This window comes from Streptomyces sp. SD31 (assembly GCF_052068475.1).
Taxonomy (GTDB): Bacteria; Actinomycetota; Actinomycetes; order Streptomycetales; family Streptomycetaceae; genus Streptomyces.
Genome location: NZ_JBQHCX010000002.1, coordinates 331,368 through 344,683, shown reverse-complemented (window position 1 = coordinate 344,683; position 13,316 = coordinate 331,368). Strand labels below are relative to the sequence as shown.

At 70.7% G+C, this 13,316-nt stretch carries 16 protein-coding genes and 1 pseudogene; 10 read left to right on the top strand and 7 right to left on the bottom strand.

Features of this window, described 5'->3' with window-relative positions; all coding sequences use genetic code 11:
* Positions 1–6: 6 nt before the first annotated feature.
* The 3 genes from ACTMVF_RS05550 to ACTMVF_RS05540 all read left to right on the top strand — a co-directional run bounded on the left by ACTMVF_RS05550 (position 7) and on the right by ACTMVF_RS05540 (position 2,033).
* Positions 7–1,005 (top strand): ribokinase, encoded by a 999-nt coding sequence (locus ACTMVF_RS05550; protein WP_441269808.1) that lies wholly within the window; start codon positions 7–9, stop codon positions 1,003–1,005.
* Positions 1,002–1,391: a D-ribose pyranase gene (rbsD, locus tag ACTMVF_RS05545; RefSeq protein WP_441269807.1), complete on the top strand. Its 390-nt coding sequence runs from the start codon at positions 1,002–1,004 to the stop codon at positions 1,389–1,391. The genes ACTMVF_RS05550 and rbsD overlap by 4 nt, the downstream gene beginning before the upstream one ends.
* A 255-nt stretch (positions 1,392–1,646) precedes the next feature.
* Complete coding sequence (locus tag ACTMVF_RS05540) at positions 1,647–2,033, top strand: DUF937 domain-containing protein (protein ID WP_441269806.1); 387 nt, start codon at positions 1,647–1,649, stop codon at positions 2,031–2,033.
* A 131-nt stretch (positions 2,034–2,164) separates the two neighbouring features.
* Here the strand turns inward: ACTMVF_RS05540 and ACTMVF_RS05535 are convergent, their stop codons facing one another.
* Entirely contained in the window at positions 2,165–2,761 is a 597-nt protein-coding gene (locus ACTMVF_RS05535; protein WP_441269805.1) for a dihydrofolate reductase family protein, read from the bottom strand.
* Positions 2,762–2,907: 146 nt separating this feature from the next.
* Positions 2,908–3,618: a hypothetical protein gene (locus ACTMVF_RS05530; RefSeq protein ID WP_441269804.1), complete on the bottom strand. Its 711-nt coding sequence runs from the start codon at positions 3,616–3,618 to the stop codon at positions 2,908–2,910.
* A 168-nt stretch (positions 3,619–3,786) separates the two neighbouring features.
* On the opposite strand from ACTMVF_RS05530, the gene ACTMVF_RS05525 reads away from it, so the two are divergent.
* Positions 3,787–4,407, top strand: a complete 621-nt coding sequence (locus ACTMVF_RS05525) for a DinB family protein (RefSeq protein WP_441269803.1) — start codon at positions 3,787–3,789, stop codon at positions 4,405–4,407.
* Between the two features lies 1 nt (position 4,408).
* On the opposite strand, the gene ACTMVF_RS05520 is transcribed toward ACTMVF_RS05525, so the two are convergent.
* On the bottom strand, positions 4,409–4,741 hold the full coding sequence (locus ACTMVF_RS05520) for a hypothetical protein (protein WP_441269802.1): 333 nt from the start codon (positions 4,739–4,741) through the stop codon (positions 4,409–4,411).
* Positions 4,738–4,908 carry a hypothetical protein gene (locus tag ACTMVF_RS05515; protein WP_441269801.1) on the bottom strand — a complete coding sequence of 57 codons (171 nt, stop codon included), beginning with the start codon at positions 4,906–4,908 and terminating at the stop codon, positions 4,738–4,740. The genes ACTMVF_RS05520 and ACTMVF_RS05515 overlap by 4 nt, the downstream gene beginning before the upstream one ends.
* A 129-nt stretch (positions 4,909–5,037) precedes the next feature.
* On the opposite strand from ACTMVF_RS05515, the pseudogene ACTMVF_RS05510 reads away from it, so the two are divergent.
* Both ACTMVF_RS05510 and ACTMVF_RS05505 read left to right on the top strand, forming a co-directional pair.
* Positions 5,038–5,861: pseudogene (locus ACTMVF_RS05510) on the top strand (helix-turn-helix domain-containing protein).
* Positions 5,848–6,072: a DUF397 domain-containing protein gene (locus tag ACTMVF_RS05505; RefSeq protein WP_441269800.1), complete on the top strand. Its 225-nt coding sequence runs from the start codon at positions 5,848–5,850 to the stop codon at positions 6,070–6,072. Before ACTMVF_RS05510 ends, ACTMVF_RS05505 begins: the two are co-directional and overlap by 14 nt.
* Before the next feature lie 286 nt (positions 6,073–6,358).
* Here the strand turns inward: ACTMVF_RS05505 and ACTMVF_RS05500 are convergent, their stop codons facing one another.
* On the bottom strand, positions 6,359–6,685 hold the full coding sequence (locus ACTMVF_RS05500; protein ID WP_441269799.1) for a hypothetical protein: 327 nt from the start codon (positions 6,683–6,685) through the stop codon (positions 6,359–6,361).
* Between the two features lie 142 nt (positions 6,686–6,827).
* On the opposite strand from ACTMVF_RS05500, the gene ACTMVF_RS05495 reads away from it, so the two are divergent.
* On the top strand, positions 6,828–7,694 hold the full coding sequence (locus ACTMVF_RS05495; protein WP_441269798.1) for a maleylpyruvate isomerase family mycothiol-dependent enzyme: 867 nt from the start codon (positions 6,828–6,830) through the stop codon (positions 7,692–7,694).
* A gap of 107 nt (positions 7,695–7,801) precedes the next feature.
* Here ACTMVF_RS05495 and ACTMVF_RS05490 read toward each other — a convergent pair whose 3' ends face one another.
* Positions 7,802–8,848, bottom strand: a complete 1,047-nt coding sequence (locus ACTMVF_RS05490; protein WP_441270139.1) for a LacI family DNA-binding transcriptional regulator — start codon at positions 8,846–8,848, stop codon at positions 7,802–7,804.
* Between the two features lie 344 nt (positions 8,849–9,192).
* On the opposite strand from ACTMVF_RS05490, the gene ACTMVF_RS05485 reads away from it, so the two are divergent.
* Genes ACTMVF_RS05485 through ACTMVF_RS05475 form a run of 3 tightly spaced genes read left to right on the top strand, consistent with a single transcriptional unit; the run spans position 9,193 to position 12,331 of the window.
* Positions 9,193–10,350 (top strand): Gfo/Idh/MocA family protein, encoded by a 1,158-nt coding sequence (locus tag ACTMVF_RS05485; protein ID WP_441269797.1) that lies wholly within the window; start codon positions 9,193–9,195, stop codon positions 10,348–10,350.
* Positions 10,347–11,501, top strand: coding sequence for a dihydrodipicolinate synthase family protein (locus ACTMVF_RS05480; RefSeq protein WP_441269796.1), 1,155 nt, complete (start codon positions 10,347–10,349; stop codon positions 11,499–11,501). The genes ACTMVF_RS05485 and ACTMVF_RS05480 overlap by 4 nt, the downstream gene beginning before the upstream one ends.
* Positions 11,502–11,533: 32 nt before the next feature.
* Positions 11,534–12,331 (top strand): sugar phosphate isomerase/epimerase family protein, encoded by a 798-nt coding sequence (locus ACTMVF_RS05475; protein WP_441270138.1) that lies wholly within the window; start codon positions 11,534–11,536, stop codon positions 12,329–12,331.
* Between the two features lie 64 nt (positions 12,332–12,395).
* Here ACTMVF_RS05475 and ACTMVF_RS05470 read toward each other — a convergent pair whose 3' ends face one another.
* Positions 12,396–13,136, bottom strand: a complete 741-nt coding sequence (locus ACTMVF_RS05470) for a class I SAM-dependent methyltransferase (RefSeq protein ID WP_441269795.1) — start codon at positions 13,134–13,136, stop codon at positions 12,396–12,398.
* Between the last annotated feature and the right edge of the window lie 180 nt (positions 13,137–13,316).

The following is a 13,316-nucleotide window of genomic DNA, read 5'->3' as shown; positions in this document are numbered from 1 at the left end:
CAACTCATGTACGACTACGACCTCCTGGTCGTAGGGTCGGCCAACGCCGACCTGGTGATCGGCGTCGAGCGTCGGCCGGGGGCCGGCGAGACCGTGCTCGGCTCCGATCTGGCCGTCCACCCGGGCGGCAAGGGCGCGAACCAGGCCGTCGCCGCCGCCCGGCTCGGGGCCCGTACGGCCCTGCTGGCCAGGGTCGGCGACGACGCGCACGGCCGGCTGCTGCTCGACTCGCAGCGGGCGGCCGGCGTCGACACGGTGGGCGTCCTGGTCGGCGGCGCGCCGACCGGGGTCGCGCTGATCACGGTGGACCCGTCCGGGGACAACAGCATCGTGGTCTCGCCCGGCGCCAATGGACGGCTCACGCCGCAGGACGTACGGGCCGCCGCGAGCCTCTTCCAGGCGTCGCGGGTGGTGTCGGCCCAGCTGGAGATCCCGCTGGAGACGGTCGTCGAGGCCGTACGCAATCTGGCGGACGACAGCCGCTTCGTCCTGAACCCGTCTCCGCCCCGCCCTCTGCCCGCCGAGGTGCTGGCGGCCTGCGACCCGCTGATCGTGAACGAGCACGAGGCCAAGGTGATCCTCGGCGACTCGGCGGTGGGCGAGACGCCGGAGGACTGGGCGCGGATCCTGCTCGCCAAGGGACCCCGCTCGGTGGTCGTGACCCTGGGCGCCGGGGGTGCGCTGGTGGCCTCCGCGGAGGGTGTGACGCGAGTGGCGTCCGTGAAGGTGGACGCGGTGGACACGACGGGGGCGGGCGACGCGTTCACGGCCGCGCTGGCCTTCAAGCTCGGGACGGGCTCGTCCCTGGCGAAGGCCGCGGCGTACGCGGCCCGGGTCGGAGCCGCGGCGGTCACGAAGGAGGGCGCGCAGGAGTCGTTCCCGACGGCGGCGGAGGTCGAGGCGCTGTGCTGTGCCCATCCGGGGGACGCCCCCCGGACCCCCGGCAGAGGGTCGGCCGACGCACCCGGCGCACCCGGCGCGTCGGGGCAAGGTGAGGCGCTGTGAAGAAGGCCGGAATCCTGAACCGTCACCTCTCCGGCGCCCTGGCCGAGCTGGGCCACGGCGACGGGGTGCTGGTGTGCGACGCGGGCATGCCGATACCCGACGGTCCCCGGGTGGTGGACCTGGCCTTCCGGGCCGGGGTGCCGTCGTTCGCCGAGGTGCTCGACGGTCTGCTGGCCGAGCTGGCGGTGGAGGGCGCGACGGCGGCGCGGGAGGTGCGCGAGGCGAATCCGGCGGCGGCCGCGCTGCTGGAGGGCGAGTTTCCCGAGCTGGAGCTGGTCACGCACGAGCGGCTCAAGGAGCTGTCGGCCGGGGCGCGGCTGGTCGTACGGACCGGGGAGGCACGGCCGTACGCGAATGTGCTGCTGCGCTGCGGCGTCTTCTTCTGACCTGCCGACCGCAGGAAGACCTGGGAAAGACCGTAGGAACGTTTCGAGGGGCCCGGTCCGTCGACCGAGCCCCTCGGGGTTTCCCCTCCCCATCAGAACCCCCGCGATCCCCCCAGATCCCCCTCCAAGAGTCCTGATGCCAAGTACGACCCGCGAGGTGGGGGAAGGGTTGCACGGTCTCCGTGGATTTTTTTTCCGGCGCGTCCCGGCACCTTCGGAATGCCCGGAAATACGAACAGACGTAGCGTTTCAGATATGTCAGAAGTAGACGCAAACCCCCTCACGTCCCTCCAGGACGACGTGCTCGACGCGCTCGGTGACGACCGGATCGGCGACATCGCGGGGCTGCTGGGCACCGACGAGCCGGGGGCCCGGCAGATGGTGTGTACGACGGTGTCGGCGCTGTCCGGCGAGGCGGAGGCCGTGGCGACCCCGCACGACGCCCCGCTCACCGGCGTGGCCACGGTGGGCGGCTTCGCGACGGGCGGCCTGATGGCCGGGCTGCTGGCCGAGGAGGCCAAACCGGTCGCGAACGCGGTGGCCCGTAAGACGGGGCTGGAGCCGGGTGCCGTGTCCCGAGTGGTGGAGATGGTGATCCCGGTGGTGCTGACGGTTCTCACGAAGCGGGCGGCCGGGAGGTAGTGGGCGTCCACGGCCGCTTCGGCGAACGGGCGTCAGCAGCGCGGAAACCGTTCCTGGGCCCAGAGCTGCTCGGCGGCGTCCGGGCGGACCCGGTAGGGAAGCGGTCCGCCCACTGATCCGACCGAAATCGCCTAGTCCCCGGCGGCCGGCCGGTAGACGCACACCTGTACGCCCGTCTTCCCGGTGACCGTGGACACGAGCTCGAACGGCCGCTTCCCGCCGTCCTCGGGGAAGATCGACTTGCCGCCGCCCAGCAGCACCGGCATCACGACGAGCTGGAGCTCGTCGACCAGACCCTCCTGGATGAGGGTCCGCACGAGGGTGGGGCTGCCCATCATCGCCAGGTCGCCGCCCTCGCGCTCACGCAGCTCACGGATCCGCGCGACGGCCTCGCCGCCCGCTATGCGGGTGGTGTTGTTCCAGGTCAGCTCGTCGTCGCCGAGGGTGTCGGTCACGACGTACTTCTTCAGGGAGTTCAGCCGGTCGGCGAAGGGGTCACCGGCCCGCTCGGGCCAGGCCCCCGCCATCGTCAGATACGTACGGCGCCCGTACAGCAGCGCCTCGGCCTTCTCCAGCCCCTCGCTGAACGCGGGGCCGAGCACCTCCGGGTCGAAGTACGGGTGCGACCAGCCACCGTGCGCGAAGCCGCCGTCGGTGTCCTCCTCGGGGCCGCCGGGGGCCTGGACGATGCCGTCGAGGCTGATGAACTCGGTGATCACGATGCGCATGGAAAGACACTCCTGGTTCTTGCGCTCGGGTGCTGCTCGGGAGCTGCTCGGGTGATTACGGCGATGGAGACCGGAGCGGGGCCCGGAAATCATCGGTGGGGCCAGTGACAGACGCGGAACGGGGGATTCGGCAGGGGGTGCGCACCTCAAGTGGCCGTGGGGCAGGTGCTCAGTGGAACGCCGGTCACATCGTCGCCGTATTCGCCGCCGAGGTCCCGGACGAACCGGTAGCACTGCTTGGCTGTGGCGTGCGCCTCCGCCCCGTATACGTCTTCGATCAGGACGATGACGGTGGCGGTACGTCCCCTGCGCTCGGCGCTCCTGACGTCGAAATAGCCGAGTTTGCCGGTGGGGTCGAGAGCGCGCTGTACTCCGGTGGGTGTCAGCTCCATCGTGCTCATCTGCGCGATGCGGCTCCGCGCGGTGTCGGCCCAGCTGCCGATCCGCGTGCCCGGCAGGCACTCGTCGTAGTTCCGCACGGCGACGGCGGACGTCCAAGCCGCATCGGAGCCGCGGGTGAAGGTGAAACGCAGGCAGCGTGCGACCTGAACAGAGCCGCTCCCCAGAATCACCCCCTCGCTCTCGTAGAAGTCGGCCCTGCGCGCGGTGGCGGTGAAACGGTGACGTGCCGGGTCGTAGCTGATGAGCGGCGTTTCGCTGTGCCGCCAGATCACCCCGGTCAGCGTGTCGGCATCGGCACCGGAACCGCTCTCGGTGAGCGCACGGCTGGTGTCGTCCGCCTGCTCATGGGCGCGCCGGAGAAGGGAGTTCAGGGCGTCCTGCCGACGCTCGCTGTTCACCTGGTCGGCGTGCCAGACCGTGTACCAGAAGTACGCGACCAGGGCAGTCGGAATCATCAGCAGCACGAGACAGCAGGTGGCCGCACGCCGGGTTATGGGTCCGGCGCCCTCTGGTCTTCCCCCGTTACTCATCCGGATGGTGTACCAGCCGCCGTCGGCACCGGGGAACTCACCGGCCGGGAAAAGACGGTGCCGGAGCATCACCTCCATGGCCAGACTGACCCGATGACGATCGGATCAGACTCCAAGGCGGACCTCCGCCGCTGCCTCCAGGACGCTCGCGACGTCCTCCTCTGGAAGCTCGAAGGCCTCCCGGAGTACGACATCCGCCGCCCGATGACTCCCACCGGCACCAACCTGCTGGGCCTGGTCAAGCACGTGACAGGCGCGGAGGCGTTCTACTTCGGCGACACCTTCGGCCGCCCCTGCCCGGCACCCCCGCTCTGGATCACCGGCGACGCTCCCGAGCCGAACGCCGACCTGTGGGCGACCGCCGACGAGACGCGCGAGCAGATAGTCGACGACTACCGCCGGGTCTGCGCCCACGCCGACGAGACGATCGAGACCCTGCCTCTGGACGCGGTCGGCCGAATCCCCGGGGACACGCCCATCGACCTCACGCTCCACCGCGTCCTCGTCCACATGATCGGCGAGACTCATCGGCACGCCGGCCACGCGGACATCGTGCGCGAACTCGCCGACGGCGCCACGGGGTTGCGCACCGGGGACACCAACATGGCGCCGAGAGAGGTGACGTGGTGGGAGAAGCACCGGGAGCGGGTGGAGGGGGCGGCTCTTGCGGCCGAGCAGGGCGGAGAGGGCCGAGCGGGGGCGGGGCGGGCGTGAGTTACGGCTGCTGCGGCAGATCCGCGTCCGTCTCCGCTTCGGTCTGGACGAGCCGTGCGCCTCTGCTCTCCGCGACGCGCTTGACGTCCCGCAAGCATTCGCTGAGCCGCCCGGCGAGGTAGCGCAATTCCAGGCTGGTCACGCGCTGCTCCGCGAGGAGTTCGGTGGCGTGGCCGAGAAGGTCGTCCGCCATTCCCAGCTGGACGCTTTCGGTCTCGTCCGCGACTCGGGAGACATAGCCGGTTCCATCGCCCACCAGATAGCAGGGCTTGCCGTCGGTACCCGCCCAAGGCAGCAGGCGTACGGTCGGCTCCCCGTGTCCCACGCCGCTCACCTGTTGCTCTCCTCGTAAGGGAAGCCGAGAGAGCCGATCCCCACTCCAAGGACAGCGGGCGGCATGGTCGTCAGGCGCTCCTCCGGCGTCGTACGGCGGCGACGCCTGCGCGTCAGGGGGAGGAGCCTCAGGAACGGTTTGACGAGGCGGGCGATGACCGCAGACATATGGACCTGCCTTCTCACGTGCGGCGACTTCGCTCTGTTGCGAATCACTCACAGAGTGGGGTCGGTCGTGGCTACGCTGCCAGGGGTGGGGACTTGACATCGCCTCTGTCAGGAAGGGGAGTTGGCCGTATGAGCGAGACTCGCAAGCCTCGGACGCAACGGCAGAAGTACGGAGAGGAACTGAGGCTGCGACGGGTGGCAGCCGGGCTGACCCAGGAGGAGCTGGGTGATCAGGTTGTGTGCTCGCCGACGTGATCAGCCACTTCGAGGCCGGGCGGCGGCTGCCGAAGCCTGATGACGCGCAGCGCATCGATCGGGCACTCGGGACCGACGGGTTCTTCGCGCGCTGGCTTGAGGACCTGGAGTCGAAGTACAACGACTACTTCGCGGCCGTGGCTGAGCTGGAGCAACAGGCCACGCTTATCCAGCAGTTCGCTCTCTCGCTGGTTCCCGGCGTGTTCCAGACTGACGGCTACGCGCGTGCCCTATTCCGCGCGTACCGGCCGAATCACACGGCGGAGGAACTTGACGAAGCGGTTGTCATTCGAACAAAGCGTGCCCGGATTCTCGACGGGCCGTCGCAGCCGGTCGTTTGGACGCTGCTCGACGAGTCCGTGCTGCGGCGCCGCGTCGGCGGCCCTCAGGTCATGGCCGAACAGCTGCACAAGATCGCGGACATGGCCGAGGCGGGGCGGCTGCGTCTGCATGTGCTTCCCTACGGTGTCGGGGCACACGCGCTGCTGGAGAGCCTGCTCACGCTCATGAGCTTCGAGGACTCTGCCCCAGTGGCCTACGTCGAGGCCTTGCTTACTGGCCACTTGATGGACGATCCAGCGCTGGTGGCCGCCAGTCAGACCGCCTACGCTCTTGCCCTGAGCGACGCGTTGTCGCAGCAGGAGTCACTGGCCCTCGTCAGGGCGGCAGCGGAGGAACACGCACATGGTCAGCAGTGAGCACACCGTCTCCGACGCGTCCACGCTCACCGGGTGGTACAAGTCCAGCTACAGCGGCGGCAGCCAGGGTGAATGCCTGGAAGTCGCCCGTGGCCACGCCGACGTGCCCGTCCGTGACAGCAAGGCCGTCACCGGTCCGGCTGTGGTCTTCCCGGTGGACTGCTGGGCCGCGTTCGTGACCGCCGTACGAGACAGCCGTATGGACAGCTGAAGGGGCCCACGTCGCCGCGTACGGTTTGCCGGTTGCTTGAAGTCCCCGGGCCAGGCGCGCGAGCGTCTCAGGACCCCTGCGCACGGTCATGCTCTGTCGTAGGAGGTCCAGGTCGGCGCCGTGAGCGCGGAGGCGGGTCAGTAGCGGCTGGTACCGGTCGGGGCGATCGCGGAGCAACTCGGTGGTCAGCCGGAGCTCCAGCCGCACGCATTCGATGCGGTGTCCGTCGCAGTTTACGGAGACGTACTGCTGCCAAGGGCCGGGTCCCTGGCACTCCCATCCGTCCTCATAGCACGGTACTTCCAAGGTGCTGACGCTGAATCCGACGCCGTCGATGCTGGAGCAGGCGAAGCACTGCCGGGCCGATGCGATGCCACTGCGGAGCGGTCACACACGGCAAGTCCGCCAGCGCTTCGGCCACGGCGTCGACGCTGTCGCGTCGGTCGACGAGGATGTCGACATCGCCCACCGGCAGATCGACGCCCTGCAGACAGGCCGCTGCCGTGCCGACGAGCCGGTACCGCAGTCCCGGAGCGACAGCCCTGATCCGGTCAAATCCGGTGCGCAGCACCGCGTCCAGTTCGCGGCGGCAGCGGCCGGGTTTCGATCCCATCCATGGTCGACAGGATGCCTGTCGGGTCTCACATCCTCGCTCCCGCCGACGAACGATCGGCGCTCACGGCGCCGACCTGGAACAACAGGCCACGCTGATTAAGCGATGGCGCTCCCAACGCCTTGACGGCAGCCTTGACTTCATGCCCCCGCATCCCGCTGCCGCCCCACCCGACGACTCCTGGCTCGGCCCTCCCATAGACGCCCGCCCCCTCTTCGCCCCCGAGCACACTTCCCTGATCGCCACCCTGCGCGCCCTGGCCCCGGCCGACTGGGCCCGGGAGGCGGTGCCCGGCTGGAGCGTGCGGGATGTCGCCGCGCACCTGCTGGGCGACTGCTACGGGCGCCTCGCCCGGCACCGCGACGGGCACCGGGAGGGCCCCGGCTTCGCGCCCGGCGAGGACTTGGCGGCGTACATCCACCGCATCAACCAGGAGTGGGTCGACGCCCACACCAGGGTGAGCCCCGCCGCGCTCACCGACACCCTGGAGCTGGCCGGCGGTCAGGTCGCCCGCCTCTTCGAGGGCACCGACCCGACGGCGCCCTCGCTCGGGGTCTCCTGGGCCGGCATCGATCCGGCGCCGATGTGGCTGGACAGCGCACGGGAGCTGACCGAGTACTGGACCCACCGCCAGCAGATCCGCCACGCCACCGGCCAGGGCACCGACCCCGACCCGAGGCCCCTCTCCGTGGTCCTGGACACCTTCCTGCGCGCCCTTCCGCACACCCTGCGCGGCACCACCGCCCCCGTCGGCACCCAGGTCCAGGTCCACGTGGACGGCCCCGCCGGCGGTGTCTGGACAGCCGCCGCCACCACCGCCGAAGGCAACTGGTCCTTGGCCGAACCGCCCACCGGCAGCCCCGCCGCCCTCCTCCGCCTCGACGCGGAGATCACCTGGCGCCTGTGCGTCCGCGGCATCGAACCGGCCGACGCGCTCGCCCGTGCCCACATCGACGGCGACGCCCGACTCGCGGAAGCCGCCTGCCAGATCGTGTCCATCGTGTACTGACGGGCCGGCCTCGCCTCACAGGGGCGCGCCCCGCAGGAACCGCAAGGATCGCAGGAACCGCAAGAACCGCAAGAACCGCAGGAACCGCAGGATCGCGCCCTACCGGCCTACTCCCGAGGCCCCCCGGAAGACCCCCGAACCATCAGCTCCCCCCGAATCGTCGCGATCCCCCCGGGCGGCGGCTCCTCCCGCCCCATCGCGATCCGCCCGGCCCGCGCCCCCGCGTCCGACAACGGCAGCCTCACGGTCGTAAGAGAAGGCACCGCATCGATGCTGAACGGAAGGTCGTCGAACCCCGCCACCGACACGTCGTCCGGAATCCGCAACCCCGAATCCCGCAGCGCCGCACAGGCCCCGAGCGCGACGGAGTCGTTCGCCGCGACCACGGCCGTCAGCGACGGGTCCCGGCGCAGCAGCTCCAGCGTCGCCTCGTAGCCCGACTGCCGGTCGTAGCGGCCGTAGACCGTCCAGCGCGGGTCCTCCTCGATGCCGTGCGCCTCCAGCGCCGCCCGGTGGCCCTCCAGCCGGTGCCGGGTCGTCGTCCGCTCCTCCGGACCCGCGATGTAGCCGAGGCGCCGATGGCCCAGGCCGATCAGGTGCTCGGTCAGTTCGCGTCCGCCGCCGCGGTTGTCGAAGGTCAGCGCGATCGCGCCGGTGTCCGGCGCGGGCGGCCGGCCGCACAGCACCACGCGCGTGCCGGCGTCGGCCAGCTTCCGCAGCTTCGCCGCGACCGCCGCCGCGTGAGGTGCGTCCTCGACGGCGCCGCCGGTCAGGACGACCGCGGCCGCCCGCTGCCGCTGGAGCAGGGTCAGATACGTCAGCTCGCGCTCGGGCGAACCCCCCGTGTTGCAGACGACGGCCAGCCGCTCGCCGCCCGCCCGGCCGCCGGGGCCCCCGATCTCCAGCTGGATCGCGCTCGCCATGATCCCGAAGAAGGGGTCGGCGATGTCGTTGACCAGGATGCCGACCAGGTCGGACGTGGCCGCGGCCAGCGCGCTCGCGGGACCGTTCAGTACGTAGTCCAGCTCGTCGACCGCCCGCAGCACCCGCTCGCGGGTGGAGGCCGCCACGGGGTAGTTCCCGTTCAGCACGCGCGACACCGTCGCGGGGGAGACCTGGGCGCGGGCCGCCACGTCCGCCAGGGTCACCGTCATCTCGTCGTCCTCCGGTCGCGCATCTCGTCGTACCACCTCGTACGTGCTCACCACGTGTTCATCACGTGGCCACAGGACAGGGCCTGCGTCCTCGTAGACAGGCCGCCAGTGGCCACGGTTCCGTGTATGTCGAGCAGACCTTACGGCCAACAACCCCGGTTGTTCGTCCCCTCGAACAACTCAACCCCGTCACGGTCTTGTCTACACCGCTGATCAGAGGCTAGCTTCTCATCAGATAGAAAGCGCTTGCTGTGACGCTCAACAGGGTAGGGGCGTACGCGGCGCGCACAACCGCGTACGAAACGCGCACGAACGCTGCGCGTGACGCCTACGAAGGGAACGACGTGACACGCAAGACGGTGCGTATCGCCATGAATGGTGTGACCGGGCGCATGGGCTACCGCCAGCACCTGGTCCGCTCCATCCTGGCCATCCGGGAGCAGGGCGGCCTCGACCTCGGCGACGGCACCGTGCTGTGGCCGGAGCCGATCCTGGTCGGCCGCCGCGAGCACGCCCTGAAGGCGCTCGCCGAGCAGCACGGCCTGGGCCTGGAGAACGTCTCGACCGACGTCGACGCGGTCCTCGCCGACCCGAGTGTCGACATCTACTTCGACGCCCAGGTCACCTCCGCCCGCGAGGAGGCGATCCGGAAGGCGATCGCCGCGGGCAAGCACATCTACACCGAGAAGCCGACGGCCACGGGGCTGGAGGGTGCTCTGGAGCTCGCGCGGCTGGCCGCCGACGCCGGCATCAAGCACGGCGTCGTCCAGGACAAGCTCTTCCTCCCGGGCCTGCTGAAGCTGAAGCGCCTCATCGACGGGGGCTTCTTCGGACAGATCCTCTCCATCCGCGGCGAGTTCGGCTACTGGGTCTTCGAAGGCGACTGGCAGGACGCGCAGCGCCCGTCGTGGAACTACCGGGCCGAGGACGGCGGTGGCATCGTTGTCGACATGTTCCCGCACTGGGAGTACGTGCTGCACGAGCTGTTCGGCCGCGTGAAGTCCGTCCAGGCCATCGCCACCACCCACATCCCGCAGCGCTGGGACGAGAACGGCAAGCCGTACGACGCCACGGCCGACGACGCCGCGTACGGCATCTTCGAGCTCGACGGCGGCGCCATCGCGCAGATCAACTCCTCCTGGGCCGTGCGCGTCAACCGCGACGAGCTCGTCGAGTTCCAGGTCGACGGCACGGAGGGTTCGGCGGTCGCGGGTCTGCGCAACTGCCGCGTCCAGCACCGCTCCCTCACCCCCAAGCCGGTCTGGAACCCGGACATCCCGGCCACCTACTCCTTCCGCGACCAGTGGCAGGAGGTCCCGGACAACGCCGACTTCGACAACGGCTTCAAGGCCCAGTGGGAGCTGTTCCTCAAGCACGTCTACGCCGACGCCCCCTACCACTGGGACCTCCTGGCCGGCGCCCGCGGCGTCCAGCTCGCCGAGCTGGGCCTGAAGTCCTCGGCCGAGGGCCGCCGTATCGACGTCCCGGAGATCGCGCTGTGACCGTCCGACTGCCTGACTTCAAGGGCGGCCTGCGGGCGTACGAGCCCCGCACCGAGCCGCTCGCCCTCACGCCGGGCGCGCCCTTCACCTCCCGTACGGTCTTCTCGGCGGCGCACGTCGTCGCCGACCCGTACGCCGATGTGTCGCCCGACTCGGCCGCCGCCGTCGACTGGGACGCCACCCTGGCCTTCCGCCGTCACCTGTGGTCCCACGGGCTCGGAGTCGCCGAGGCCATGGACACCGCGCAGCGCGGGATGGGCCTGGACTGGGCGGGCGCGGCCGAGCTGATCCGGCGCAGCGCCGCCGAGGCCAAGTCGGTCGGCGGGCTGATCGCCTGCGGCGTCGGCACCGACCAGCTCACCGGCCCGGCGTCCCTGGACGAGGTCCGGGCGGCCTACGAGGAGCAGCTCGCCCTCGTCGAGGAGTCCGGCGCGCAGGCCATCCTGATGGCCTCCCGGGCGCTCGCGGCCGCGGCGAAGGGCCCCGAGGACTACCTGGAGGTCTACGGCCACCTGCTGCGCCAGTCCGCCGAGCCGGTGATCCTGCACTGGCTGGGCCCGATGTTCGACCCGGCGCTGGAGGGCTACTGGGGATCGAGCGACCTCGACGCGGCCACCGACACCTTCCTGGAGGTCATCGCCGCGCACCCCGACAAGGTGGACGGCATCAAGGTGTCGCTGCTGGAGGCCCAGCGGGAGATCGACATCCGCCGCCGCCTGCCGCAGGGCGTGCGCTGCTACACCGGCGACGACTTCAACTACCCCGAGCTGATCGCGGGCGACGAGAAGGGCTTCAGCCACGCCCTGCTCGGTATCTTCGACCCGCTGGGCCCGCTGGCGGCCGAGGCGGTGCGGGTGCTGGACACGGGGAACGCGGCCGGTTTCCGCGAGCTTCTCGACCCGACCGTCGAGCTGTCCCGCCACCTCTTCCAGACGCCGACCCGCTTCTACAAGACGGGCGTGGTCTTCCTCGCCTGGCTGTCCGGCCACCAGTCGCACTTCACCATGGTCGGCGGCCTGCAGTCGGCCCGCTCCCTCCCGCACTTCGCCCGCGCCTACGAACTCGCCGACGGACTGGGCCTCTTCCCGGACCCGAAGCTGGCCGAGGAGCGGATGAAGAACCTGCTCGCCCTGTACGGAGTGGCCCAGTGAGCACCGGACTTGAACGCTTCTCCATCAACCAGATGACGGTGAAGCAGCTGAGCATGCCCGAACTGGTCGAGGCCTGCGGCGAGTTGGGCGTGGCGAACGTCGGCCTGTGGCGCGAACCCGTCCAGACGTACGGCCTGGAGGCGACGGCCAAGCTGGTGCGCGACGCGGGCCTGACGGTCACCACCCTGTGCCGCGGCGGCTTCTTCACGGCGATCGACCCGCAGGAGCGGGCCGCGGCGCTGGACGACAACCGGCGGGCCGTCGACGAGGCGGCGACGCTGGGTACGGACGTGCTGGTCCTGGTCTCGGGCGGGCTGCCCGCCGGGTCCAAGGATCTGCACGGCGCGCGGGAGCGGATCGCCGACGCGCTCGGCGAGTTGGGCCCGTACGCCGAGGAGCGCGGTGTGAAGCTGGCCATCGAGCCGCTGCACCCGATGTACGCCGCCGACCGCTGCGTGGTGTCGACCCTGGCCCAGGCCCTCGACCTCGCGGAACGCTTCCCGGCCCACCAGGTCGGCGTCACGGTGGACACGTACCACATCTGGTGGGACGACACGGCGCCGGAACAGATCGCACGGGCGGGGGCCTCCGGCCGTATCCACACCTTCCAACTCGCCGACTGGACGACGCCGTTGCCGGAGGGCGTCCTGACCGGCCGTGGTCAGATCGGTGACGGCGCGATCGACATGCGGGAGTGGAAGGGGTACGTGGAGGCGGCCGGGTACACGGGCGCCATCGAGGTCGAGCTGTTCAACGACGGGCTGTGGGCGCGGGACGGGCGGAAGGTGCTCGCCGAGACGGCGCGGCGGTTCGTGGAGCACGCCGCGTAACGAGAGGGGTGGTCCGCCCACGCCGGGTGGGCGGACCACCCCGTGCCACGGTCGCCGGTGCGGGTCAGGCGCGGCAGCGCAGCATCTCCAGCGGGGGGTCGGCGAGGTAGTCCGCCCAGAAGTCCGCGCCGAACTCGCGCACGCCGGCGTCGGAGACCTCCAGTGGGACCCAGGTCAGCTCGCCGAATCCGGCCGCCCGCAGGGACGCTTCGTAGACCTCGCGGCGCGGGGCGGCGGCGAGGATGCTGATCGGCGGGTCGAGCAGGGCCGTGACCCGGAAGCGCGGCCCGGTCTCGGTCTCCTCACCGGTCGGCTCGCAGCGGAAGCCGTACTTCTCCAGGGACGACCCGTCGGCACGGTAGTCGGGTGACTGGGCGAGCACGAAGAACTCGGCGCCGGGCGCCAGGCTCCGGTGCACGTTGCGGCACATCCGCTCCATGTCGGCGACGTCCCGCGCGTAGTTGAGCAGCTGGACCCCGATCGCGACGTCGAAGCGCCGCTCCAGCGGACGCAGTTGGGACACGTCACCCACCTCATAGCGCACACCCAGCGGACTGCTCTCCTCCGACTTCCGCGCGGCGGCGATCATTTCGCCGGAGATGTCGACGCCGAGCACCTCCGTGGCGCCGCGCCGCTTGAACTCCCGGCTGTAGAAGCCGGTGCCGCAGGCGAGGTCGAGGACCGCCTTGCCGCGCACGTCCCCGACCATGGCCAGGAAGCCGGGCACCTCCGCGTACCGCGTCAACGGCAGGGACTTGAAGCCCTCGAACGCCTCACCGATCTCGTCGTACTGCTGCACGCTCATCGTGGTGTCCTCCCCTGTGCTTCGTCATGTCCTCGGCCGCGGCCGCCCGTTCCCGGGAGACACCGCGGCCTCCGGCGGGCAGTCTGGTCGCACCCCGGGAGACGGTCGTACTGGCAGAAGCCACGAAGATGCGGGCACCGTCCCGGCCTCCTGCACGAACGGGCCCACGACCTGCGGACG

What these genes read in the sequence shown, in the direction of transcription:
- ACTMVF_RS05530 (WP_441269804.1), bottom strand. Translation starts at nt 3,618, where the DNA reads ATGATTCCGACTGCCCTGGTCGCGTACTTCTGGTACACGGTCTGGCAC.
- ACTMVF_RS05525 (WP_441269803.1), top strand. Translation starts at nt 3,787, where the DNA reads ATGACGATCGGATCAGACTCCAAGGCGGACCTCCGCCGCTGCCTCCAG.
- ACTMVF_RS05475 (WP_441270138.1), top strand. Translation starts at nt 11,534, where the DNA reads ATGACGGTGAAGCAGCTGAGCATGCCCGAACTGGTCGAGGCCTGCGGC.
- ACTMVF_RS05550 (WP_441269808.1), top strand. Translation starts at nt 7, where the DNA reads ATGTACGACTACGACCTCCTGGTCGTAGGGTCGGCCAACGCCGACCTG.
- ACTMVF_RS05515 (WP_441269801.1), bottom strand. Translation starts at nt 4,908, where the DNA reads ATGTCTGCGGTCATCGCCCGCCTCGTCAAACCGTTCCTGAGGCTCCTC.
- ACTMVF_RS05470 (WP_441269795.1), bottom strand. Translation starts at nt 13,136, where the DNA reads ATGAGCGTGCAGCAGTACGACGAGATCGGTGAGGCGTTCGAGGGCTTC.
- ACTMVF_RS05535 (WP_441269805.1), bottom strand. Translation starts at nt 2,761, where the DNA reads ATGCGCATCGTGATCACCGAGTTCATCAGCCTCGACGGCATCGTCCAG.
- ACTMVF_RS05505 (WP_441269800.1), top strand. Translation starts at nt 5,848, where the DNA reads ATGGTCAGCAGTGAGCACACCGTCTCCGACGCGTCCACGCTCACCGGG.
- ACTMVF_RS05500 (WP_441269799.1), bottom strand. Translation starts at nt 6,685, where the DNA reads ATGGGATCGAAACCCGGCCGCTGCCGCCGCGAACTGGACGCGGTGCTG.
- ACTMVF_RS05495 (WP_441269798.1), top strand. Translation starts at nt 6,828, where the DNA reads ATGCCCCCGCATCCCGCTGCCGCCCCACCCGACGACTCCTGGCTCGGC.
- ACTMVF_RS05540 (WP_441269806.1), top strand. Translation starts at nt 1,647, where the DNA reads ATGTCAGAAGTAGACGCAAACCCCCTCACGTCCCTCCAGGACGACGTG.
- ACTMVF_RS05490 (WP_441270139.1), bottom strand. Translation starts at nt 8,848, where the DNA reads ATGACGGTGACCCTGGCGGACGTGGCGGCCCGCGCCCAGGTCTCCCCC.